Genomic DNA, 25,725 nt, shown 5'->3' with positions numbered 1-25,725 from the left:
GACATTACAACTTAAATCACTTCTAGAAAAGCCTTTAAAATAGGCTCTTGAGTGCGTTTTTCTTTGCAGCAACAACCTAATTGGAATGGGGCGATTTTTTGTGGTGATTCAAGCCGCTGCAGCCGCTCTCTAACTGGGCTATTTTCGACCACGACTTCTGGGCTAATACTGACACCACACCCCAAGGCTACCATCGAGGTGATAGCTTCTTGTCCCGAAACTTGTGCATAAATATTAGGCTTGAATCCCATCGCTTTAAACCAATTATCTGCACGGCGTCTGCCTGGCCCGTGGTCGGGAACAATAAAAGGCAGCTGCGCCCAGTCTATGGGTTGTTGCTTAATCATGCTTTGGGCTTGGCATTTTATAGTGGGCGCATATAAATGCAGCGGCACTTGGCCTATTTCTTCAAAATGTAAGCTTGAAGGTAACGAATCTGGTAAAGCGATGATCGCCATATCGGCGCGGTTATGTTGAATTTCTTCTACTGCATTGGCTGCATCACCGGTATTCAAGGTAATTTCTACATGAGGGTGCTCGCGTCTAAAGCGATCAAGCAAGGCAGGCAGGTGACTATAAGCTGCGGTGACTGAGCAATATAGATTGATGCGGCCGTGCAGTAAGGGTTGATCAGGATCAATACGGCTTTTTAAACTTAACCATTCAGCTAATGTGTGCTCGGCGAATTGTTTAAACTCATTGCCAGCGTGGGTAATACTGACACTGCGATTGTCTCTTTCAAACAATTTACAACCCACTTCTTCTTCAAGACGCTGCAATGCGCGGCTTAATGTTGATGGGCTCACATGGGTTTGTTGCGCTGTTTTGCCAAAATGCAAACTATCACATAAGTGTAAGTAGAGTTTTAATGCGCGTATATCCATGATCTTGCCTTAATAAAATCAATATCTTAATCAGAGTAAATAGCAGTGTAACTTGTTCTTGTATCACGTTGCATAAAATGAAACGTAGTGTGCCGAATATATCATTTTGAGCAATCATCAGCTTACGCTATAGTGATCTCAATCACAACTTCTGCGCAGTTTGGCTGCCAGAATGGAGTGTCTCAAATTTCTGAATTAAAGGTGGTATCTCAGATGGCTAACTATTTTAACTCTCTGAATTTACGTCAACAATTAGCGCAATTAGCACAATGCCGCTTTATGGATCGTACCGAGTTTAGCGACGGTTGTAATTTTATTAAAGAGTGGAATATCGTGATCTTAGGTTGTGGGGCGCAAGGCCTAAACCAAGGTCTAAATATGCGTGACTCAGGCTTAAATATTTCTTTTGCACTACGCCCTCAAGCCATTGCAGAGAAGCGCGCATCATGGAAACAAGCAACTGATAACGGTTTTACAGTTGGCACATTCGAAGAACTTGTTCCTTCAGCGGATTTAGTCCTTAACCTAACGCCAGATAAGCAGCATTCAAATGTTGTTAATGCTGTCATGCCATTGATGAAGCAAGGTGCAACATTATCTTACTCTCATGGTTTTAATATCGTTGAAGAAGGTATGCAAGTACGTTCAGATATTACTGTTGTTATGGTTGCACCTAAGTGCCCAGGTACTGAAGTTCGTGAAGAATACAAACGTGGCTTTGGTGTACCAACACTGATTGCTGTTCACCCTGAAAATGACCCGAAAGGTGATGGTCTTGCCATTGCTAAAGCATATGCAAGTGCGACAGGTGGCGACAGAGCGGGTGTTTTATTGTCATCGTTCATTGCAGAAGTTAAGTCTGACTTAATGGGCGAGCAAACAATCCTTTGTGGCATGTTGCAAACCGGTGCAATTCTTGGCTATGAAAAAATGGTCGCTGATGGTGTTGAACCAGGCTATGCAAGTAAGTTAATTCAGCAAGGATGGGAAACTGTCACTGAAGCACTTAAGCATGGCGGCATCACTAACATGATGGATCGTTTATCAAACCCTGCCAAAGTGAAGGCGTTTGAAGTTGCTGAAGAGTTGAAAGAAATTCTTAAGCCATTATTTGAAAAGCACATGGATGACATTATCAGTGGTGAGTTCTCTCGCACTATGATGGCTGATTGGGCGAATGACGATGCTAACTTACTTCGTTGGAGAGCTGAAACCAACGAAACTGCATTCGAAAATTCACCTGTATCAGATGAACACATCGATGAGCAAACTTACTTTGACCAAGGTATCTTTTTAGTTGCCATGATCAAAGCCGGTGTAGAACTAGCGTTCGATACCATGGTTGCAGCAGGTATCATTGAAGAATCAGCTTATTATGAGTCTCTTCACGAAACCCCACTTATTGCGAATACCATTGCACGTAAACGTTTATATGAAATGAACGTAGTTATTTCAGATACAGCTGAATACGGTTGTTACTTGTTTAACCATGCAGCAGTGCCGCTATTACGTGACTACGTAAAAGCAATGTCACCTGAGTTATTAGGTGCGGGTTTAGCTGCGGGTTCAAATAGTGTTGATAACAAGCGTCTGATTGAAGTAAATGAAGCGATTCGTCATACCGATGTTGAGTTTATCGGTGCAGAATTACGCGGTTACATGACTGATATGAAAGGTATTGTTGAAGCTAACTAATATTTTGTTGATTGTGTTGTGAAGTTCCTGTTCAGCTACGTATTCGAGCAGGCATCATATTCAGGTAAAAATATTTTATCTGATGACAATCTATAGAAGGTTAGGGTGGTTAACACAGGTTTGTGTTTAACCATCATAGCTTTAGATTTTGTTGTTGTTTGCATTGTCTCGGCAGGGAAGCTGAATTTTTTTTACAACACAGGTTTTGGTTGTGTTTATAAATCACTTTATGGTACTCCTATAGATGATGAAATATAAACAGTCCGGCATGGAGTCAGACTTAACGAAAACGTTAACAAATATTTTTTAGAACTTATTTTTAGGATTCAGTCATTTATGTTTAACCAAGCTGCCCAGCTCATTATTGTGATTATTACCGTCGTGATTATTAAGTCACCGCGGGGGTGGCGTTTGGCAAAAAGACTGAGTTAGAAAGTCAGAATTTGCAAAAACCCCCGCTCCGAAAGGAACGGGGGTTTTTTAGTTTTAGGGCTGCAAATATTTGAGCTAAAAATCAATACAGATTAACAATACAGAGTGTGAGAGAAGCATATGGAATCAGGGCAGACAATGAGAGGCGCGGACGCAGTAATCAAAGTACTGGCCGCACATGGTGCAACCACGGTATTTGGTTATCCTGGTGGCGCAATTATGCCAATTTACGATGCACTCTATGGTAGCCCTGTAGAGCATTTACTGAGCCGTCATGAGCAAGGCGCTGCTTTTGCTGCTGTAGGTTATGCAAGAGCCAGTGGTAAAACAGGGGTCTGCTTTGCCACTTCAGGCCCAGGCGCGACTAATTTAATCACTTCTCTTGCTGATGCATTACTGGATTCCGTGCCAATAGTTGCTATTACTGGTCAAGTCTCAACGGCTGTGATTGGTACTGATGCCTTTCAAGAAATAGATGTTCTGGGTATGTCTTTATCGTGTACCAAGCACAGCTTTATGGTCACGGATATCAATGAACTTATCCCGACTCTTTATAAAGCCTTTGAAATAGCAGCTTCTGGCAGACCTGGTCCAGTATTGGTTGATATTCCGAAGGATATTCAAATTGCTGAATTAGAGTATAAAACCCCAATACTGACCTTTACTGAAGAACCTACTCCAGAACTCAGTGCCATTGATGCTGCGAAAGCATTAATACAACAAGCTAAAAAGCCAATTTTGTATGTTGGTGGCGGCGTAGGGATGGCGGGTGCGGTTGATCACTTACGTCAATTTATTCATGAAACGGGTATACCTTCAGTCGCGACATTAAAAGGTCTTGGTAGCATAGAACATGGCTGCAAAGGCTATTTAGGCATGCTTGGTATGCATGGGGGTAAAGCGGCAAACTTAGCGGTACAAGCCTGTGATTTATTGATTGTGGTAGGGGCAAGATTTGATGATCGTGTGACTGGGCGATTAGCCACCTTTGCTGAAAATGCCAAAGTATTACATCTCGATATCGATATCGCCGAAATTAATAAATTACGTCAAGCAGACGTGTCTATCTCAGCAGATTTAAGGCGAGTATTACCCGCATTATCAATGCCGTTATCATTAGCAGCTTGGCAACTTGAAATTGAAGATTTATATCAGCAACATCAATGGGATTATCAACATCCTGGTGAGTTGATATATGCCCCTGCAATGTTACGCCGTCTAGCAAACAAATTACCTGAAGATAATGTGGTGTGCTGCGATGTTGGCCAACATCAAATGTGGGTTGCCCAGCATATGTGGTTCCGTCGTCCAGAAGACCATTTAACTAGTGCTGGTCTTGGCACTATGGGCTTTGGTTTGCCTGCTGCAATTGGTGCACAAGTTGCTCGACCAGATGCCACTGTTGTTACAGTGTCAGGAGATGGTTCATTTATGATGAACGTTCAAGAGCTAACCACCATTAAACGTCGAAAATTGCCGGTAAAAATCTTACTTATCGACAATCAAAAATTGGGCATGGTTAAGCAGTGGCAACAGTTGTTTTTTGAACAACGTTATAGCGAAACCGATTTATCAGATAACCCGGATTTCGTATTAATGGCGTCAGCTTTTAATATTCCAGGAAAAAGAATTCGTCGCGCTGAAGAAGTCGAAGCAGGCTTAGATGAAATGTTAAATGCTCCAGGACCATTCATGTTGCATGTGTCCATTGATGATGCATTTAACGTGTGGCCATTAGTGCCACCTGGCGCAAGTAATAGCGACATGATGGATCAAATGGAGAAACAAACATGATGCATTCAGTTGAATTGACACTACAGCAGCAACCAGAAGTATTGGAGCGAGTATTAAGAGTGGCTCGTCATCGTGGCTTCAGCATTGTAAAAATGAATATGAACATCAATGAAGATGGCACGGTAAAGTTAGTATTTGATGTGAAGAGTGAGCGTGTTATAGAGCTGCTTACCCATCAATTAAATAAACTCATTGATGTCATCGATTGCCAAGTCGCGGTGCTACCCGCAGCCGTTGCTACGAATACACCGATATTGGCAACTGCTGCTCAAACTGCGACGCCAACAAAGAACACAGTGCAAGCGTAAATAATTTCATCGATTTAGATTAAGTAAGGGACAGACTATGGCAGCGACACAATCAGAACTAATATGGTTTAACGGTGAAATTATGCCTTGGCAAGACGCTAAGGTGCACGTGATGACACATGCAATGCACTATGGCTCATCAGTATTTGAAGGTATTCGCATCTATGATACTCACCTAGGTCCTGCAGGTTTTAGGTTAACCGACCATGTGCAGCGTTTGTTTGATTCTGCCAAAATTTATCGAATGAATGTCCCTTTTAGCTTTGAGCAAGTCATGCAAGCTTGTAATGATTCTGTGGTAAAAAATAACTTACCTAGCGCTTATATTCGTCCATTAATATTTATGGGTGATGTAGGGATGGGGATCACCCCGCCACTTGATGCACAATGTGATATGGTCGTAGCGGCTTTTTCATGGGGCGCATACCTCGGTGAAGAGAGTATGGATGCCGGTGTTGATGTTGCCGTGACATCATGGCAACGCTTGGCACCTAATACGATTCCTACTGGAGCTAAGGCGGGTGGTAATTACTTATCATCACAGCTCATTTCTACAGAAGCCAAACGTAACGGTTTTGACGAAGGTATCGCATTAGATACTAACGGTTTGGTTAGTGAGGGTGCGGGGGCTAATTTATTTATTGTCAAAAATGGCAAGATATATACTCCTCCAGCAACAGCTGCAATCCTAAAAGGTATTACCCGTGACACTATTATGGTGTTAGCCAAAGAGCTCGGTTACGAAGTGATTGAAGAAGCGATGGCGCGGGAATTTTTATATGTTGCTGACGAAATTTTTATGACCGGCACCGCCGCAGAAATAGTGCCAGTAAGAAGCGTTGACCGTATTGAGGTTGGCGCAGGCAAACGTGGTCCTGTAACACAACAAATACAACAAAGCTTCTTTGGTTTATTTACCGGAGAAACAGAAGATAAGTGGGGCTGGCTAGAGCCGCTAAGCAAATAAAGAGCCTTTAGCGAAGCAGAGAGCCTTTAGCGAAGTAAAAGCTTTTAGCCAAGTAGAGAGCTTTAGCTAAATAAAACCTCACTAGAATTGACAAGAATTATAAATTAAACCGGCTATGACAATTTGAATCAGTTTACTTTCAATGGTTACCGCATCATGTGAATGATTCAAATACAATGGTTAATAAAGAATAACAAGGAAAGGATAAGACAATGCCTAAATTACGCTCAGCAACAAGTACCGAAGGTCGCAACATGGCTGGCGCACGTGCCCTTTGGCGCGCCACAGGTGTAAAAGAAACTGACTTTGGTAAGCCAATTATTGCCATCTCTAACTCGTTCACTCAGTTCGTACCAGGGCATGTTCATTTAAAAGACATGGGCCAATTGGTTGCTGGCGCAATTGAAGAAGCGGGTGGTATTGCAAAAGAATTTAACACCATCGCAGTCGATGATGGTATCGCAATGGGTCATGGCGGCATGCTTTACAGCTTACCGTCACGTGAACTGATTGCTGACAGTGTTGAATACATGGTGAATGCGCATTGTGCTGATGCATTAGTGTGTATTTCTAACTGCGATAAAATTACTCCTGGCATGTTGATGGCAGCGCTAAGGCTCAATATCCCAGTGATATTTGTTTCTGGCGGCCCAATGGAAGCGGGTAAAACCAAGCTTTCAGATAAAATTATCAAACTTGATTTAGTCGATGCAATGGTTGCCGGCGCTGATACCAATGTGAGTGATGAAGACAGTAAGCAGATTGAACGCAGTGCTTGCCCTACATGTGGCTCTTGCTCTGGTATGTTCACTGCCAACTCAATGAACTGTTTAACAGAAGCATTAGGTTTATCACTACCTGGCAATGGTTCTTTATTAGCGACTCATGCCGCGCGTCGTAACTTATTTTTAGAAGCAGGCACACGCATCATGGATATCGCCACACGTTATTATCGTGATGATGATGACAGTGTTCTGCCGCGTAATATCGCCTCTTTTAAAGCGTTTGAAAATGCCATGGCACTTGATATTGCCATGGGCGGTTCATCAAATACCGTATTGCATCTTATTGCTGCAGCGCAAGAAGGTGAAGTCGACTTCACTATGGCTGATATCGATAGAATGTCACGTCTGGTGCCGCACCTTTGTAAAGTCGCGCCTTCAACGCCAAAGTATCATATGGAAGATGTGCATCGTGCTGGTGGCGTGATGGGTATTCTAGGTGAACTTGACCGCGCGGGTTTACTGCATACCGACGTACCGCATGTGGCGGCGGATAATGGCGGCAATTTAAAATCAGTATTGGCTAAATACGATATTGTTCAAACGAAAGATGAAGCAGTGCGACGTTTTTACAGCGCTGGGCCAGCAGGTATTCCAACGCAAACTGCCTTTAGCCAAGATTGCTATTGGGACAGTGTTGATGATGACCGTAAAGAAGGTTGTATTCGTACCCGCGAAAATGCCTTTAGCCAAGAAGGCGGCTTAGCGGTACTTTCAGGCAATGTGGCTGAAAATGGCTGTATTGTAAAAACGGCCGGTGTCGATGAAGAAAACCTGACCTTTGTGGGTACAGCTCGTATATACGAAAGCCAAGATGATGCGGTTAGCGGTATTTTGGGTGGTGAAGTGGTTGCTGGTGAAGTGGTGGTTATTCGCTATGAAGGCCCTAAAGGCGGCCCGGGTATGCAAGAAATGCTTTACCCAACTACTTACCTTAAATCTCGTGGGTTAGGTAAGGCATGTGCATTGATTACTGATGGTCGTTTCTCTGGTGGTACGTCAGGATTATCAATTGGTCATGTTTCACCTGAAGCCGCAGCGGGTGGCACCATTGGCTTAGTTGAAACCGGCGATACTATTGAAATTGATATTCCTTCCCGCACCATCAAACTCGCAGTATCAGATAGCGAGCTTGAACGTCGCCGTAAGGCGATGGATGCCAAAGGTCCATTAGCGTGGAAACCCGTTTCTCGCGAGCGATATGTATCACTTGCGCTTAAGGCTTATGCTTTATTAGCAACCAGCGCTGACAAAGGCGCGATACGTGATAGAAGTATGCTGGAGGGATAATATGCCCGCTCAAGCAGCTGTGCTTCATGCTACACCAAAACGAGCGACACCAAAGGGAATTACAGACCCGCTAGTGTCATCGACGCAAGCAAAACGTACACGAGTTTCAGCAACAAAATTGGATGTGGCACCTATGTCTTTAGCACAGAAGTATTTACAGAAAACCTTATTGTCATCGGTTTATGATGTGGCAAAGGTGACGCCCTTAAGCGAAATGAAAAAATTGTCAGCTCGCTTAGATTGCCAGGTGTATTTGAAGCGTGAAGATATGCAGCCGGTACATTCATTTAAACTGCGTGGTGCCTATAACTGCATCAACAGTTTATCTGATACGCAAAGCCAAAAAGGTGTGGTGTGTGCATCAGCGGGTAATCATGCTCAAGGCGTGGCGATGTCAGCAGCGGTTAAAGGCATTAGTGCTGTTATCGTGATGCCTGAAACGACCCCCGAAATTAAAGTCGATGCCGTTAGGCGTTTAGGCGGCAATGTGGTGTTATTCGGCCAAGCGTTTGATCAAGCAAACGATCATGCTAAACATTTAGCAGCAACAGAAGGGCGCATGTATATTGCGCCATTTGATGATGAGCATGTTATTGCAGGCCAAGGCACCATCGCTCAAGAAATGTTGCAACAGCAGCGAGATCTTGATGTGGTATTTGTCCCTGTTGGCGGCGGCGGATTAATTGCGGGTATTGCAGCTTATTACAAAGCGGTGATGCCACGGGTAAAGATTATTGGTGTTGAGCCTGAAGATGCAGCCTGTTTAAAAGCTGCATTAGATGCAGGTGAGCCAGTAACCTTGGCTCAAGTGGGTTTATTTGCTGATGGCGTAGCCGTTAAACGTATCGGTGAAGAACCTTTTAAAGTCGCTAAAGAATATGTTGATGATGTTGTCACTGTTACGTCTGATGAAATTTGCGCAGCAGTTAAAGATATTTTTGAAGATACTCGCGCTATTGCCGAACCTGCTGGGGCATTATCCACAGCGGGACTAAAGAAGTATCTGCAACAGTTAGACGGTGACGAGTCGCTAAGTCGACCATTAAAAGTCGCATCTATTTTGTCTGGTGCCAATGTGAATTTTCACAGTCTTCGGTATGTATCTGAGCGCTGTGAACTTGGTGAGCAAAAAGAAGCGGTTTTAGCGGTTAAAGTGCCTGAACGACCAGGGAGTTTTTTACGCTTTTGTGAGTTACTCGAAAAGCGGGCAATGACCGAGTTTAATTATCGTTTCAGTAGCCGTAAAAGTGCCGTGGTATTTGCTGGCATTCGGTTAAGTGGCGGCCAAGAAGAACTCGCTGGCATTATCGCGAATCTTGAATCGGAAGGATTTGAAGTACAAGATCTTTCCCATGATGAAACGGCTAAATTGCATGTTCGCTATATGGTGGGTGGCCACCCTCCTGAACCATTAGATGAAAGGTTATTCAGTTTCGAGTTCCCTGAGCACCCCGGTGCACTATTGAAGTTCTTAACTACGTTACAAAGCCAATGGAATATCAGCTTGTTTCATTATCGAAATCACGGCGCCGCTTTCGGCCGGGTGTTGGCCGCTTTTGAAGTGCCAAAGACTGATGATGCAGCGTTTGCTCAATTCTTAACGGATTTAGGTTTTGTGTATCAAGAAGAAACTCAAAGCCCTGCCTATAAATTATTTTTACAATCAGGTCAGTAAGCTAAATCTCAGTTTAGAGAAAGCGTAATTCAACTATTGAGTTACTCACCGACTTAGCTTTTTATCTATCTAGCTTAGGTATTAATTCGAATAAATTTCATGCAGATAGCGATTTTGTCGTTATCTGTGTGTTATTGTCACTTCAGCCTTTTAACGGCAGCCACAAACGAAATGATATTCGGTGGCATAAAAACAATTAAAAAATGTAGGTTTCATTGAGCTATTACTAACTAGACCTCGAGCCAAGGAGACTTTGATGTTATCTGTACCATCTAACGTTGTATCAAAAATTAATGCTTTTAATCCACCTCGTCGCATACTGATGGGACCTGGGCCTTCCGACGTCTATCCAGAAGTACTTGCTGCACAAGCTAAACCGACTATCGGTCATTTAGACCCGTTATTTGTTGGGATGATGGATGAACTAAAAGCACTGATTCAATACGCATTTCAAACAGAAAATGAAATGACGCTTGCTGTATCCGCACCCGGTAGTGCCGGTATGGAAACCTGTTTTGTAAACCTTGTCGAGCCCGGTGAAAAAGTCATCGTGTGCCGTAACGGGGTGTTTGGCGAACGTATGCGCCAAAATGTTGAGCGCGTCGGCGCTACTGCGATTGTGGTTGATAACGAATGGGGTGAACCTGTTTCAGTATCAGCGGTAGAAGCAGCGCTGCAAGCCAACCCTGATGCCAAATTCTTAGCCTTTGTCCATGCAGAAACCTCTACAGGCGCCGTATCTGATGCCAAGAGTTTGTGTGCATTGGCACAACAACATGATTGCTTAAGCATTGTCGATGCGGTGACATCACTGGGTGGCGTTGAGCTACGAGTGGATGATTGGGGCATTGATGCCATTTATTCTGGTAGCCAAAAGTGTTTATCTTGCGTACCTGGGATTTCGCCAGTTTCTTTTTCAGCCAAAGCGGTTGAAAAATTGAAGCAGCGTAAAACACCAGTACAAAGTTGGTTTCTCGATCAAACATTAGTTATGGGTTATTGGGGCAGTAAAGACAGTGGCGGTAAGCGTAGCTATCATCATACTGCGCCAGTGAATGCTTTATATGCATTACATGAGTCATTACGAATTTTGGCGAACGAAGGTTTAGAAAACGCATGGCAACGTCACGCTGACATGCACCAGTTATTACGCGCAGGGCTTGAAAAACTAGGGTTAACCTTTGTTGTTGATGAAGCGTGCCGTTTACCGCAGCTTAATGCGGTGTTTATCCCTGAAGGCGTTGATGATGCTTCAGTGCGTAAACAGTTGCTCGAAAATTATAACCTAGAAATCGGTGCTGGCCTTGGCGCATTAGCCGGTAAAGCATGGCGTATTGGCTTAATGGGTTATGCTGCAAGACGTGAGAATGTGGCACTGTGCCTACGTGCATTAGAAGAAGTGTTAAATTAAGCATTTTCAAATCAATGCGCGAATAAAGTTGCGTACTTAATATAAAATTTAATACAAAAATGGCATCCAATTGGATGCCATTTTTTTGTCTAATTACTCATGTTTATTGAGTACAAGCAAACCGATTATTCAGCTGAGAATTTTTTTTCTAACTCTTCTACTTGAGCTTGCAGCGCTTCAAGTTTTTCGCGGGTTTTTAATAGCACGTGTTGCTGAACGTCAAATTCTTCGCGAGAAACAACATCTAATTTCATTAATTGGTTTTGTAAAATCTGCTTTGAACGTTCTTCAAATTCACCAGCGAATTGCTTCACGCCGCTAGGAAGATTTTCACTCAGTTGCTTGGCAACTTCTTCAAGTTTTTTAGGATTAATCATTATCAATTCCATATTAAAATTAGCTGTTAATTAAACTGATTGTACCTGAGCCTGCGTACTTTTCCAAAGCAAACACCGCAGTTAGCCAATCAAAACAGCACTTTTATGATTACGATCGCAAATGCATTTTCGATCGAATTATTTTCTGGAAGAGGATTGGTTTCTGGTATGATCACGATCCTTTATTTTCGTTATTGGTAATCTAGTCAGCATGAAGTTAAATCCTGGGCAAAATGATGCCGTTCACTATGTCTCTGGACCCTGCTTAGTATTAGCTGGGGCAGGCAGTGGTAAGACTCGGGTTATTATTAACAAGATTGCCTACTTAGTTGAAAAGTGTGGCTATAAAGCTCGCAATATTGCTGCAGTGACTTTTACCAATAAAGCGGCTCGTGAGATGAAAGAACGTGTCTCGCAATCTATGGGTCGAAAAGATGCCCGTGGCTTATGGATTTCAACCTTCCATACATTGGGCTTAGAAATTATAAAGCGTGAGTATAAAGTGGTGGGATTAAAGGCGGGATTTTCGCTTTTTGACGATCAAGATACGTTCGCATTATTGAAAGAATTGACAGAAGATGAGCTTGAAGAAGATAAAGATCTGATTAAAGCCCTCGCCAGTGCCATTTCAAACTGGAAAGGCGATTTAGTGGTGCCTGATCAAGCGCTCAAACGTGGCGGTGACGAACAAACGCAATTGTTTGCCAAGCTGTATCAACGCTATGCCCAACAAATGAAAGCGTATAATGCGCTTGATTTTGATGATCTGATTTTATTACCGACGTTATTACTACGCCATAATGAAGAAGTACGTACTCGCTGGCAGACGCGTATTCAGTATTTGCTGGTGGATGAATACCAAGATACCAATACTAGCCAATATGAGCTGGTGAAGCTGCTGGTTGGCGAGCGAGCGCGATTTACCGTGGTAGGTGATGACGATCAATCAATTTATTCATGGCGTGGTGCGAAACCGCAAAATTTGGTGTTGTTGGGCAAAGATTTCCCTCAATTGCGTTTGATCAAGCTGGAACAAAACTATCGCTCTAGCCAGCGGATTTTACGTGCAGCTAATATCTTGATTGCCAATAACCCCCATGTGTACGAAAAAACCTTATTCAGTGAGCTTGCTTACGGTGAACCGTTACGGGTGTTATTTGCAGCCAATGAAGAACAAGAAGCTGAACGAGTTGTGGCAGAGATTATTCGTCATAAATTTGTTGGCCGTACCCAATTTGGTGCTTACGCTATTCTGTATCGTGGTAACCATCAATCGCGGTTACTCGAACGCGCGTTAATGACTAACCGTATTCCCTATAAAATTTCTGGTGGTACTTCATTTTTCGCCCGTGCAGAAATCAAAGACATCATGGCTTACTTGCGATTAGTGGTTAACCCTGACGATGATAATGCCTTTTTACGTGTGGTAAATTTACCTAAACGCGGCATCGGGCCTTCTTCGCTTGAGCGTCTGGGCAATTATGCCAATGAAAAACATATCTCGTTATTTGAAGCTATTTTCCAAGCCGAGCTAAATCATCATTTAGCGCCTGCGGCAATGGCGTCGTTATATCAGTTTGGTAAATTCATTGTTGATACCGGTGAAGTTGCTAACCGCGGTGAACCTGTTGATGCGATTAAGCAGCTAATTCGTAAGATTAATTACGAAGACTATTTGTATGAAAATAGCACCAGCGCTAAGGCTGCTGAAATGCGAATGAAAAATATTTCTGAGTTATATAAGTGGGTCACTCAAATGCTTGAAGGTGATGATCTTGATGAGCCGATGACATTACCAGAAGTCGTCACACGTTTAACGCTCAGAGATATGATGGAGCGTAACCAAGAAGATGAAAGTGGCGATCAAGTTCAGCTGATGACATTACATGCATCAAAAGGCTTGGAATATCCGTTTGTCTTTATGGTGGGAACGGAAGAGCGCATCTTGCCACACCAATCAAGTATTGATGAGGACAATGTCGATGAAGAGCGCCGACTGGCTTATGTAGGGATTACTCGTGCTCAGAAAGAACTGTGGTTTACTATGTGCCGTGAGCGTCGTCAGTTTGGTGAAACCATGCGCTGTGAGCCGAGCCGATTTTTAATGGAACTACCTCAAGATGACTTGATTTGGGAAAACCGTAAACCAAAGCAAACTGAGCAAGAAAGGCAACAAACAGGTAAGAGCAATATCGCCAATTTACGGGATATGTTTAAGAAGTAGAATTTTCTAAGTGGCGTTCATCATTCGGTTGAACGTCATTTTTATTATCGATATTTTTGCTATCAAGTTTAATATTATCCAAATTAAAAGCTTGTCCCTGCCCTTGAAAATAACCCTGCTTGATTAAACTCTCTTTCTGCTCGAAGGTATCAACCCCCTCTGCAAATATTTCAAACGCTAATGTTGATGCCGTGAGGCGATACGCTGTAGCAAGGCGCTGTTGTTTTTCATGGAGTAAATGCTGACTAATATCTGCATCTAACTTAAGGGCTTTTAGCGGTAAAAAGCTAAGATGAGTTAACGAACTATAGCCTGTACCATATCCATCAATCCCGATATTTATCCCCAGTTCAGCTAAAGAATCAAAGGCCGTAATGTGATTATTATTGTCTTTAACAAATGCTTTTTCGTGAAAAAATACCCATAAGTGACTAGAGCATATTCGAGCATTTTTAATGGTGTTACGTAAACTACGTAAACCATATTTTAACTTAATATGTTTACTTGATAGTGACATATGAATGTTGGGTGCAAAGCCTAACTTTTCTGATAATGCCGCATAGTTGCGATCAATATATTTAAATAGGTAATCATCAAAGAGCATGATGGTTTGGGTTTTACTGGCGATATCTTGTAGTTGTTGGTGATTGATATCGCCATGAGTTGTGTGCTGCCAAGATGAATTGGGTTCATAAGCAATAACACTATTGTCATCAAAATTGACGATCGGGACTAATGTAATAGCAATATCGTTTTGTTCTAACGCCTGTTGAAAATCCTGCTCTAAAGTCACTTTTTGATTGAAATGGTGATCTGTTTGCGGTTCAAATACTACGTAGCAACCTTTGCCTTTTGCTTTGGCTTGATACATAGCGGTGTCAGCATTACGTAAAATAGATTCACTATTATCACAGACTGTCTTACTGCTATAAGCCACACCAATGCTCGCGCCTGAAATGACTTGTTGTTCGGCAACTAAAAAAGGCTGAGCTATAGCTTTTAAGATCCGTTCACAGACATCTTTGGCGTCTTGCTTTCGGGAAATAGAGTCCAATAATATGACAAACTCATCACCGCCTAAACGTGCAAGGGTATCGTTATTACGAATACATATTTTGAGCCTATTGGAGGTTTCTACTAAAAACCTGTCACCTTTAAGATGACCCCAAGTATCATTGATCTTCTTAAAGCCATCTAAATCAATAAACAATAATGCACATTGTTCATTCTTATGACGTCGAATATGTTTCACAGCTTGAGATAATCGTTCCATAAAGAAGCCGCGATTAGGTAAGCCGGTTAAATTGTCATGCTGGGCATCGTAAACTAATTGTTCTTCAATTTTCTTACGCTGCATAATTTGACGTTGCAAATTATTATTCATTTCTGCAATAGCTTGTGTGCGCTTTGCTACTTTATCTTCCAGTAACTCATGGCTACGTTTAAGTTGCTCTACAGCAAATTTTCGCTCGATTGCATTGGCAATATGTTGGGAAATAAAAGTCAGGATTTCAAGATCTTTTAGGGCAAATGAATCTTTATCAGTCAGGCTGTAAATTGTTAAACCGCCAGCAACTTCTCCATGAATAAATAATGGAATACCAATCCACTGTTTCATATTTTGAGTATGGTTTAATGCTGGGTTGGTGCCATATATTTCTCCCTTTGCAATCATAGACAGAATATCTTGCTGACTGAGTAGTAGCGGCTTCTTATGCTTAAGAATATATTCCGTTAATCCATCCTGTAGAGATCGAGGCTTGGGATGTTCAGTATTTATCTGTGAAACATAAAAGGGAAAGGATATTGTTTCCGTTGCTTTATTGATTAAGGCGATAAAACAATTTTCGGCAGGGATAAGTTGACTGATCACCTGATGAATCTGCGGGTAAAACTCAGATTGACTGACGTCAGACGCAGATAATTCAGCTATTTGAAAGAGTGTCGCCTGTAGTTTTTCGGCTTTGACGCGAACCAGTACTTCTTGTTTTACTTTTTCGTAAGCAGTACTGAGCTCTTTGGTTCGTTCAATAATGGCACTTTCAAGTTCTTCATGGTGACGAAGACGCTCCATAACACCAGAAATATGATGGCAAATAAAGCCCATTAATTCGAGCTCTAACTCGCCATATATTATGTCATTACTGTAACTTTGCACCACAAGTACACCAGTGACGGTATTATTTTGCTTAATCGGTACACCTAGCCATTGCAGACAAGCCGACCCTAAGTCATCGATTTTTCCCTGCTGCACTAGTTGCTCGAAAGCTTGCTCATCACATAATAAGGGATCGCCTGTTTTGAGCACATAACCAGTAATACCTCGCTCTAGTAATGATGACAGTTCTTCATCGGGGTATAACTCACTAGGGTGGGGATCTTTTTCATCAGCAAAAAAAGGTAAGCTAATACTGCCAGTTTGGTTATCCAATGATGCAATGAAGAAGTTATCAGCATGAAGAAGGCTTTGAAGATGAGAGTGCACACCATGGTAAAAAGCGTCAAGGGATTTTACGTCTGTAGCGATGTTGGATATTTCAAGCAGAGTATTTTGTATTATTTCAGAGCGCTTATACTTTGTCGCCAAACGTCTTAGTCTAGACACTCTTCTTTGAAGGTGTTTGATGTTGTTTGTGCTTAAAGCTGGGAAGGTTCCCTTTTCCATAGCAGTCCGTAATCCATTTCATAAAAATATCCACATCTGAGTATATGAAAATTCACTATTAAAGTGAACTAATCTCAGTTTAAATTGAAAAATGCTTAAAAACATCTCAAATGTATCAAAACTTAGGCAAACAGATAAAAAAAAGCAAACAAAGGTGGACTCTATGCAGATTTATCCCTATTATGTGCGTCGCTAACCAAGGCGAGCGCCCATAGCTCAGCTGGATAGAGCGTACCCCTCCGGAGGGTAAGGCCGAAGGTTCGAATCCTTCTGGGCGCACCATTCGGTAGTATTGCTTGTTAGTGTAGATTGAAAGTTCAGTGGTGATTGTAGCTCAGTTGGTAGAGCCCCGGATTGTGATTCCGGTTGTCGTGGGTTCGAGCCCCATCAGTCACCCCATTCAATTCATTGAATGGGGACATGCTTTAGAATATTTCGGTGATTAGCGCAGCCCGGTAGCGCATCTCGTTTGGGACGAGAGGGTCAGAGGTTCGAATCCTCTATCACCGACCAAATTTAAGTAGTTTGATTTATGATCCATTTTAATCGAGCTACCGTATAGATTAATGTAACGCGGTTTAGTCGCGATAAACAACTTGTTACAGAGTTAAGTTTTAAAAACTAGAATAGTTTCTCGGTGATTAGCGCAGCCCGGTAGCGCATCTCGTTTGGGACGAGAGGGTCAGAGGTTCGAATCCTCTATCACCGACCACTTCCAACAAAAAAGCCACTCAAAGAGTGGCTTTTTTGTGTCTGAAATTTGTAATCTAACTTTTGCAATCTAACTACAGTGCTTTATCTCAAGTTTGTTCAAAATATAATTTAAAACAACACTTCGATTCCTTGGTAAAAATTGACTATAAAAAAACCACATTCTCATGTGGTTTTAGTTCATCGATTAAATATCGATGGATATGGGTGGGGAGATAAAGCCTTGATAGGCGTCTAAGCGCATAGAAGAGAATCGCTCTAATTGTGATTGCTGCTGAATGCCTGTCACAATCACTTGAATATCCAGACCTTTGGCAACATTGGATAATGCGCGACATAATTCAATGTTGTGTTGATCATCTTCCATATAGGCAAAAGATTGATCTAACTTCACATAGCTTGGACGCAGTGTTTGTAGGTAAGACATTGACCCAAATTGGCGTCCAAAGTGGTCTATACCGAACTTAGCGCCATTATCTCTGATGGTATTACATAAGAGCTCACAATTTTCTAAATCGCTGTAAACACTTGCTTCGGGTATCTCGAAACAGATCCTTTCAGGTGAATTACAATTCCTTAAGAAGTTTTGCAGCCAGCTATGAAAATGCACATCACTGATACTTTGGAATGTGAGGTTGATGGCTAGCGGTTCGTAATTTCGATCTAACAATCTATTTTCTGCAACGGTTTCAATTAAACATTGATCTAGTAATGTGCCTAAAGATAATAATTCAACATAGGGCATGAATTGTCCTGCATGTTGCAGTTTGTCATCGACCATTAGTTGGCAGTATATTTCTCGTTGGCATACTTCTTTATTGGTGCTGAGTAAAATGGGCTGCCACCTAAACTGAAACTTTTTATTCTTTATCGCATCAGTAAGATTTACGCGCCATTGTTCACGGCTAAATAGTTGATGCTCAGTGGTTTCAAACCAATGGAACACTTTATTATCTTTCAGTGATTTTTGAAGTGCATTATCTGCTTGAGCCAAAATATCACTGACTGTCATTTGGCCGACTCTTTCTGCCACACCGATAGCAAATCCTTCATTTGGTTTGCAGCCGGCTTTAGAGATCTCTTTATTCAGGGTTCTCAGTAGTGTTTGTAGATATTTTGTCAGTTGATCATGTTCAACATCTGTAATGAAAAAAGCAAATTCATATGCAGCAATACGGCCAATAACCGACGGCGACACTTCATCTAAATGATGCTGTAGCTTTTGCGATAACAGCTTGATGGTCTCATCTCTGACTTGATAACCATATTTACTGTGAACGGTTTCCAGCCAATCAAATTTTGCCAAAAAGAGTGCACCACTGCTTGGTTCTGATAACCAACCATTGATCCTACTTACCATATATTGTCTATTTGGTAATCCTGATACTTGATCTACAAGGTTTTTCTTACGTAGGGCTGAGACTTCTTCATCAAGAGAGCCAAATACCTGTTTAAGCTGTGCTGACATGCTATTAAATGCTGAAACTAATTCTTTAAGCTCTTTCGTTTTCGGCATTGGCATGTCAGGGCCAAATTGCTGATTAGCTATCTTTTTAGCATGTATTGATAGGTTATTGAGTGGTTTGAGAATAAAGCCTAAACCAAAGCGTGCACACACGATGGCGAATAAAAAAAGGATTGAAAAAATAATGATGGTATTTGAAATGATACGCCACAATTCGTGGTAGCCAAATCCTGGGTGTGCGGTAATTTCAATTTTAGCTAATTGCAGCCAGCCTGAGGTAATAATGCTTTCTTTGGTGATGGTGCTAAACAGTTCTAAATCGATAAACCATTGAGGAACACCTTGAATTCTCACTGCGTTATTCCAAACTTGCTGTTTGCCATCCACCAGCCAAGTTAACTTAATTTGTTGGTAATAGCCGCCTTCAAAGATAACGTTAACTAACGTTTCTGCTGCGACATCATCACCACTTTCTAGAGCGGGTACTAGCATAATACCTAATGAATGACTGGCATTATTTAAGTCTGATTCCATTTGTTTAATCAGAAAACTTTGGGTTTCCGTGAACTGGACGTAACCAAGGCTGGTTACGACAAGTAAAAACAAACCAAACAGTAACGCATAGATTTGACGAAAGAGGGTCATCTTGGCCACTACTCCATTTTTTGTTGGGGTTGACGTAAGCGGTCGATCCCCAATCTAAGTTTTAAGTCATTCCATTTTTCAAGACGTGATGATGATCCTGCTAGGACACCTCGGCCTTTCTCTTTGTTGAGCCATAATTGTTTACCGTTGAAACTATAAACGGGCAGTAAATCATTTCTTTTTGTCGCTGGTTTTATTATTGGATCAAGGTTATCTAATACCAATGGGATTGAGCCCGGTGTTTCATAGTATGCGAGCACCATATGATACTGATTAACGGAGGTCGCCTTTACCATGGTGATTCTTAATTTATCTTCCGGTATGCCGACTTGAAGTAAGGTAAAATATTTAGCGATTGAAAAGTCTTCACAATCTCCACCGTTAGCGCCTATAAACTCCATTGGTGAAGCCCAATAGTTGGACTCTCCCCATAAATATTGGTCATCAACAAACTTAAATAGATTAAAGAAACTGTTCACCTTGGTTAACTTGTCAATATCTTCGAGTTGTTGAGCATCCTCGACGATTTTGAACCAAGCTGAAGCACGTTTCCCTGCTCTTTCGCCATAATTATCAACTAAAGCGCCAATGGTTTTTTGCTTATCAACTTGGACATGTTGTGCAGCAAAAAGACCTGACATCAAAAAAGCTGATGCCATAAGGGGATAGTGGCAAAACTGTTTAAAGCGTCCTAGTTTCGAACGGCCATTATCCAACAAAAATGAGCACCTCAATCTGATAAGTTATTTATTAATCAACGCTATAAATATGCCACTTCATGTATATTTGTGAATCATCAGCGGTCACTTCAGCAATCACGCGACGATTTGCCTCATTGGCTTCTGGAGAATCCGATAAATCAATTCGCTTGTCATAACTATAGCCAATAGCGTTTAATCTAGTATTTTCAATACCAAATGTCTCTTCTAATACCTTAGTGACATTGTCTGCTCTGGCTTGAGATAATTTTAGGTTATGATTGTAAGTACCAGTCTTACTGCAATGGCCTTCTATGGTGACATTGGAATTAGGATACAGTTTCATCAATTGAGCAATCTGTTCAATCTGTTGATAAAAACGTGGATTAATGTGATCAGAGTCATTTTCGAAAAGAATATGTAATTCTTGTCGTTCATTTATGGTGCTGACCGTTGCGCAGCCATAATTATCGATCCCTGTCCCTATAACGGTGTCTAAACAACGTTCACGGGCCATGATAACGCCATCATTATCGTTATCGTTGAGATCAAACTCCTGCTGTGTAGTTGAGTCCATGGTGACAATATCACGCATTGAACAACCTGATATTAAGGAGAAACTAATCAATAAGATTAAATATTTCATTATCTAACGCCTCCTTCATAATCTCGTTCACCCTGCCAAATATCTGGACGAGTTACTCGTAATGAATTAAGCAGTTGTCCTGTAGCATTAAGCAGTCGGTACTTTGCTATCGTTTCATCAAACTCTGTTTGTAAGTAATCCTTTCGAGCCTGAAATAATTCGTTTTCAGTATCCAATAAATCAAGCAAACTACGTTGGCCTAAATTGAACTGTTGAGAATAAGCAACTTGAGTGTCTTTTGATGCAATGACGTGGTCGCGAATAAACTGTTTTTGTGGTGCTAACATTTCATAGGCATTCCAAGATAAATGGACCCCTTCAACGACTTGTCTATGTGCTCGTTGGCGAATTTCTTTTGCTTCGTTTATCTTATATGCAGCTTCTTTCTCGCGAGACAGATCTTTACCGCCTGCAAACAGGTTGTATTTGACCCGAACCATACCGACTAAATCATTACTATAGCCATTCACGTGAGGATCAAGCGTTGAACCTGTGCCATATCCGTCTTCACCGTTCACGTCATTATTCCAATTACCATTTAGTTCTAAAGTAAATTTAGGGTAATAGTTTGATTGTGCAGAGTTTCTTTCCTTATCTGCAGCAAGAATATCACTACTAGCAGATTTTAAGATTGGATGGTTTTCTTGAGCGGTCAATACACTTTCAGCCACATTGTCAGGCATCATATCCATATCAGGAACTGGAACCGTGAGGTTGTCAGGGGTATTTTCCACTATACGAATGAACTGAGCTTTAGCATCATACAGGTTATTTTTTGCCGCTATCACGTTGGCATTTGCTCGTGCTAAACGGCCTGCAATTTGTGATAAGTCAGCAATTGAACCTAAACCTGATTCTGTTCTTTGTTTAATCTGATCGTATATTTCTTGATGACTTCTGAGATTTTTTTCAGAAAGTATCAATAATTGTTCCGCTTGAATATAATTTAAATAAACTTTACTCACTTCTAAGGCAATATCTTCTGCTGCGGCAAATAATGCCCATTGATCAGCACTGGCTTCAAACGAGTAACGATCGACTTCGCTACTGGTATAGAAACCATCAAATAACATTTGTTTAATACTGAACCCTGCTTCGCCGCGTTCCAGTTCCATAACGCCTTCATCTAAGTTGTCGTTACCTGCCTGTCTTTTTCGTCGAGTTGAGGGACTATCAGTTTGTTCCCAGCCGTAGCCACCAGTTAAATCTACTGTTGGCATGTAACCAGCAATAGCCTGATTAACTTGTTCTTCACGCGCTTTGAATCGATTAAAGGCGATACGTAGCTCAGGATTGGTATCCAAAGTATGGGCTACGGCTTGCTCTAATGACTGCGCGTGTGCAGCTGGAACTGCAAAAAAAGCAGTGATTGCCAGTGTGATGATACTTAATTTACGACACTGGGTTACGTTCAATTTCATATAAAAAACCCTCCCGGTTTTTTTAGTTCTCTCTTAATGCTGTCTCTTTAGCCCTTAAAATAGGGTTTAAAATATACTCGAGGATAGTTCTTTTTCCGGTAATGACGTCAACTGAGGTGAGCATGCCCGGAATAATTGGCATCTTTGTGCCATCTTTTTTGATTAAATTTGATTCTGCCGTTCTTACTCTAATGGTGTAAAAACTATTACCTTCTTCGTCTTGACTGGTATCGGCACTGATATGCTCTACTGTGCCTTTTAAGCCACCGTACCGCGTAAAGTCATAAGCGGTTACTTTAACTATAGCGGGTAAACCTGGATGTAGAAATGCGATATCTTGCGGTGTAATTTTAGTTTCAATCAGTAATTTATCTTCTGAAGGAACAATTTCAATAATTTCTTCACCAGGCTGGACCACACCACCTAATGTATTCATATGCAGAGTTTTAATCGTACCGTTTACTGGTGAGGTTATTATCGATTTACTAATTTTATCGAATGCACCGATTTGAGCTTGGTTCATGCGTGATAATTTAGTTTGCATCTCGTTCAGCTGAGCACGTAAATCTGCTGCATAGACAAATACGGCTTCACGACGTTTGAGGATCGCTTCATCCATGGTCGCTTTTAATTTAGGACGTAGTAATCGTAAGGTTTTCAGCTCGCCTTGAATGTCGTTTACCGTACGTTCTAATTTTAATAGTTCGACTTCAGGCACAATGCCTTTTTGTGCTAATGGCTTAGTCAATTCGAGTTCACGTGAAATCAGTTGGTAGCTTCTGGTTAATGTGGTTATTTTTGAAGAAAGCTCTTCTGTTTCTTGTTGTCGCTGTTGTATTTGGCGTACTAATATTTCTAATTGGTTACTGAGGTTGTCTAAACGACCGGAGTATTCCGCTTGCTGACTCTTGACTAAATCAGGCTCACCTTCGATGATTTCATCAGGAAACACCAAAGGTTGTTTGGTTACTTTTACTTGTTCACGCCAGTTTGAAGACATATCTGAAATGACGATACTGTTTAACTCAGAACGCAAGCGGATGACATTAGTTTGCAGGCTATAGACTTCTTGCTCTTGTTGAGCAAAATCAGAGCGAAAACGAATATCATCAATTTTAACTAAAGGCTGGCCTTTAGTGACAATCATGCCTTCTTGCACATAAATTTCTTGCAGTACACCACCATCTAAACTATCAATTAGTTGTACTTGAGAAGAGGGGATGACTTTACCCATGCCAGAGGTGACCTGATCAAGTTCAGAGAAATATGCCCAGATGAAAAAACAGATCGTCATCGTAGCCAGAGACCATATAATTAACCTATGGCCACTAGGCGCATCGGTCATCATGGCGCCATAAACATCATCTACCATTTCCAAATCATGACTTGAGAGCTTATTCGACATTAAGTGCGCCCTCCAGCCAGCAAGCCATTGTTTAGCTTTTCTAAAATACTGTCTTTAAGACCATCAGCAATAACATGACCTTTATCTAATACGATTATGCGGTCAACTAAGCGTAATAGGTGCATTTTATGAGTTATCAATATCAATGTGCGATCTTTACTTACATGCTCCATAGAGCGAATAAATTGCTTTTCAGCTCGTGCATCTAAACTTGCAGTGGGCTCATCCATTAGCAATATTGGAGGGTCATTCAGCGTTGCTCTGGCTAGTGCGACCGTTTGGCGCTGCCCACGACTTAATGCCAAACCACCTTCGCCGACTTGTTGATCCAAGCCTTCAGCTTCAAGGTTGGTAAACAAACTGACACCGGAAAGTTGTACCGCTCTGATCAGCTGATGCTCTGTTACCTGACGAGTGCCAAAAAGAATATTATCTTTGATGGAACCATGAAATAGAGTCACATCCTGTGGCAAATAGCCAAAGTTTTTACGTAAATCACTCGGGTGTATTTGTCCCGTGTCTAAACCATCATAGCGAAGACTACCTTGTGTGGGTTTGTATAAACTCACTAACAGTTTGGCTAAAGTACTTTTACCTGAACCATTTCTGCCAATAATGGCGACTCGTTCACCTGGTTTAATATGTATCGATAATGGGTGCAGAACTGGTTTTTCAGCTTCAGGGAAACTAAAGGCAACGTTATCTGCATCTATTTTACCGTGTAGACGTTGTTTACTGACTAAGTGACCTTTGTTCTCAAATTCTTCTTCTTGATTCATGACTTCATCAAGTTGGCGAAGTGAGCTGGCAGTTTGGTTTCCGCGAGTAATAAGGCCTGCAAGTTGTGCCATCGGTGATATCGCACGGCTTGACAGCATTACGGCTGCAATAATCCCACCCATTGAAATTTCATTTTCTGCCACGCGATAAACGCCTAAAATCACCACGCATACCACAGTGAGTTGCACGACAAAGTTAGCTACATTACTGACGGCATTTGAGAGTTTTTTCGACTTGAGTTGCCAGTTCGCTGTATGGCCAATCATTTGTTGCCAGCTCTTTTGTACTAGCCCTTCAGCGCCATTGGCTTTAATTGACTCTAGTGCGGTAAGGCTTTCAATGAGATGGCCATGTTTAAGGCTAGAAAAACGATTGCTTTCTTCTATGGCGGCTTTTAAGCGTGGTTGGATATAAAGCGTAAATCCGATAATGATGATGCCAGCAATAATAGGAATAATCGCTAAGTCACCCGCGACAATATAGATAATTGTGACGAATAAGAGCGCAAAAGGGAGGTCGACTAGTGTTGTGATCGTCGCGGAGGTCAGTATTTCACGAATGCTATCAAATTCACTTAATTGCCGCGCCATGCCGCCAACACTTGGAGACCTTTTTGATAATGGAATTCCAATGGCTTTAGCAAAGAGTTTAGAGGAGACTATGATATCAACTTTTTTACCGGCGACATCGATTAGATAGCTTCTTAATTGACGCAGAACTAAATCAAACAAATATGCGATACCTGCACCAATAGCGAGTACCCAAAGTGATTCGAACGCTAAGTTAGGTACCACTTTATCGTATACATTCATGATAAATAGCGGTGAAACCAGTGCAAATAAATTGACTAATACAGAGGCGATTAATGCATCGCGATAAATAGGTGCTGAATCTTTAATACTTTGCAGTAACCAATGGGTTGTATTGTCATGGATATGCACATCAAAACTATTATCACCGCGAAACTCTTGCTTCACTAAAAACAGGTAGCCAACATAGAGTGTTTCTAATTCTTCTATTGTTAACGATTCTTGCCCACCTGTTTCAGGTAACTGGATAACCGCTTTATCGGCATCAATATCAATACTGCGTAAAATACAGGCTTTTTTATCTTTTAATAACAAAATGCATGGCATCAAGATATTAGAAATTTGATTGAGGTCTTTACGGGTTAATTTTGCCGACAAACCGCCTCGAGCGGCAGCTTGTGGCAGCAACTCCGGTGTGATGACGGAACTGCTCAAAGGTAAGCCTGCCGCAAGTGAATCACTTGAGCACGGCGAACCAAAATGTTCTGTCATTAAGACTAAGCAATCAAGTAAGGGATCAACAGTGGTCCGTTGAGACGCTGAAATCGTCCACTGTTCTTGATTGTTTGATGCAGTTGCTGGCACCTAATATAGATCCTTCATATTTATAATTATTAACAATCTCTTTGGTTGACGCTTAC

The 25,725-nt window shown here is 41.6% G+C and carries 17 protein-coding genes and 4 tRNA genes; 12 read left to right on the top strand and 9 right to left on the bottom strand.

Annotation, left to right across the window (positions count from 1 at the left end; genetic code table 11):
- Positions 1–11: 11 nt before the first annotated feature.
- Positions 12–884, bottom strand: a complete 873-nt coding sequence (gene ilvY / locus FPK91_RS12005) for an HTH-type transcriptional activator IlvY (protein ID WP_144211464.1) — start codon at positions 882–884, stop codon at positions 12–14.
- A gap of 213 nt (positions 885–1,097) precedes the next feature.
- On the opposite strand from ilvY, the gene ilvC reads away from it, so the two are divergent.
- From ilvC to FPK91_RS11965, 7 genes are all read left to right on the top strand, one after another.
- Entirely contained in the window at positions 1,098–2,579 is a 1,482-nt protein-coding gene (gene ilvC, locus FPK91_RS12000; RefSeq protein ID WP_144211463.1) for a ketol-acid reductoisomerase, read from the top strand.
- 552 nt (positions 2,580–3,131) lie between these two features.
- Positions 3,132–4,805, top strand: a complete 1,674-nt coding sequence (ilvG, locus tag FPK91_RS11990; RefSeq protein WP_144211461.1) for an acetolactate synthase 2 catalytic subunit — start codon at positions 3,132–3,134, stop codon at positions 4,803–4,805.
- Positions 4,802–5,113, top strand: coding sequence for an acetolactate synthase 2 small subunit (gene ilvM, locus FPK91_RS11985; RefSeq protein WP_144211460.1), 312 nt, complete (start codon positions 4,802–4,804; stop codon positions 5,111–5,113). Before ilvG ends, ilvM begins: the two co-directional genes overlap by 4 nt.
- A 37-nt stretch (positions 5,114–5,150) precedes the next feature.
- Positions 5,151–6,080 (top strand): branched-chain amino acid transaminase, encoded by a 930-nt coding sequence (locus FPK91_RS11980; protein WP_144211459.1) that lies wholly within the window; start codon positions 5,151–5,153, stop codon positions 6,078–6,080.
- Between the two features lie 212 nt (positions 6,081–6,292).
- A complete protein-coding gene (ilvD, locus tag FPK91_RS11975) occupies positions 6,293–8,152 on the top strand; it encodes a dihydroxy-acid dehydratase (RefSeq protein ID WP_144211458.1) in 1,860 nt (619 codons plus the stop codon).
- A gap of 133 nt (positions 8,153–8,285) precedes the next feature.
- Positions 8,286–9,827 (top strand): threonine ammonia-lyase, biosynthetic, encoded by a 1,542-nt coding sequence (gene ilvA / locus FPK91_RS11970; RefSeq protein ID WP_144214376.1) that lies wholly within the window; start codon positions 8,286–8,288, stop codon positions 9,825–9,827.
- 256 nt (positions 9,828–10,083) lie between these two features.
- Complete coding sequence (locus FPK91_RS11965; RefSeq protein WP_144211457.1) at positions 10,084–11,238, top strand: pyridoxal-phosphate-dependent aminotransferase family protein; 1,155 nt, start codon at positions 10,084–10,086, stop codon at positions 11,236–11,238.
- A gap of 125 nt (positions 11,239–11,363) precedes the next feature.
- On the opposite strand, the gene ubiK is transcribed toward FPK91_RS11965, so the two are convergent.
- A complete protein-coding gene (gene ubiK / locus FPK91_RS11960; RefSeq protein WP_144211456.1) occupies positions 11,364–11,615 on the bottom strand; it encodes a ubiquinone biosynthesis accessory factor UbiK in 252 nt (83 codons plus the stop codon).
- Positions 11,616–11,826: 211 nt separating this feature from the next.
- Between ubiK and rep the strand changes: the two genes are divergently transcribed.
- Positions 11,827–13,839 carry a DNA helicase Rep gene (gene rep / locus FPK91_RS11955; protein WP_144211455.1) on the top strand — a complete coding sequence of 671 codons (2,013 nt, stop codon included), beginning with the start codon at positions 11,827–11,829 and terminating at the stop codon, positions 13,837–13,839.
- On the opposite strand, the gene FPK91_RS11950 is transcribed toward rep, so the two are convergent.
- Positions 13,829–16,504, bottom strand: coding sequence for a sensor domain-containing diguanylate cyclase (locus FPK91_RS11950; protein ID WP_144211454.1), 2,676 nt, complete (start codon positions 16,502–16,504; stop codon positions 13,829–13,831). The genes rep and FPK91_RS11950 overlap by 11 nt on opposite strands.
- Before the next feature lie 205 nt (positions 16,505–16,709).
- On the opposite strand from FPK91_RS11950, the gene FPK91_RS11945 reads away from it, so the two are divergent.
- The 4 genes from FPK91_RS11945 (at position 16,710) to FPK91_RS11930 (ending at position 17,216) form a co-directional block, all read left to right on the top strand.
- Positions 16,710–16,786 (top strand) — tRNA-Arg (locus FPK91_RS11945).
- 41 nt (positions 16,787–16,827) lie between these two features.
- Positions 16,828–16,903 (top strand) — tRNA-His (locus tag FPK91_RS11940).
- Positions 16,904–16,940: 37 nt separating this feature from the next.
- Positions 16,941–17,017, top strand: a tRNA-Pro gene (locus FPK91_RS11935).
- A 122-nt stretch (positions 17,018–17,139) separates the two neighbouring features.
- Positions 17,140–17,216: transfer RNA gene (locus FPK91_RS11930), tRNA-Pro, on the top strand.
- Between the two features lie 186 nt (positions 17,217–17,402).
- Here the strand turns inward: FPK91_RS11930 and FPK91_RS11925 are convergent.
- The 6 genes from FPK91_RS11925 to FPK91_RS11900 form a co-directional block, all read right to left on the bottom strand.
- Positions 17,403–19,325, bottom strand: a complete 1,923-nt coding sequence (locus tag FPK91_RS11925) for a bifunctional diguanylate cyclase/phosphodiesterase (protein WP_144211453.1) — start codon at positions 19,323–19,325, stop codon at positions 17,403–17,405.
- Between the two features lie 8 nt (positions 19,326–19,333).
- Positions 19,334–19,966, bottom strand: coding sequence for a transglutaminase-like cysteine peptidase (locus FPK91_RS11920; protein WP_405127310.1), 633 nt, complete (start codon positions 19,964–19,966; stop codon positions 19,334–19,336).
- Positions 19,967–20,075: 109 nt separating this feature from the next.
- A complete protein-coding gene (locus FPK91_RS11915) occupies positions 20,076–20,669 on the bottom strand; it encodes an OmpA family protein (protein ID WP_144211452.1) in 594 nt (197 codons plus the stop codon).
- Complete coding sequence (locus FPK91_RS11910) at positions 20,669–22,090, bottom strand: TolC family outer membrane protein (RefSeq protein WP_144211451.1); 1,422 nt, start codon at positions 22,088–22,090, stop codon at positions 20,669–20,671. The genes FPK91_RS11915 and FPK91_RS11910 overlap by 1 nt, the downstream gene beginning before the upstream one ends.
- 22 nt (positions 22,091–22,112) lie before the next feature.
- Positions 22,113–23,495, bottom strand: coding sequence for an HlyD family type I secretion periplasmic adaptor subunit (locus tag FPK91_RS11905; RefSeq protein WP_144211450.1), 1,383 nt, complete (start codon positions 23,493–23,495; stop codon positions 22,113–22,115).
- Positions 23,495–25,669: a type I secretion system permease/ATPase gene (locus FPK91_RS11900; RefSeq protein WP_144211449.1), complete on the bottom strand. Its 2,175-nt coding sequence runs from the start codon at positions 25,667–25,669 to the stop codon at positions 23,495–23,497. Before FPK91_RS11900 ends, FPK91_RS11905 begins: the two co-directional genes overlap by 1 nt.
- Between the last annotated feature and the right edge of the window lie 56 nt (positions 25,670–25,725).

This window comes from Shewanella donghaensis (assembly GCF_007567505.1).
Classification (GTDB): Bacteria; Pseudomonadota; Gammaproteobacteria; order Enterobacterales; family Shewanellaceae; genus Shewanella; species Shewanella donghaensis.
The sequence above is the reverse complement of the archived record's forward strand: the minus strand, read 5'-3'. Positions and strand labels throughout refer to the sequence as shown.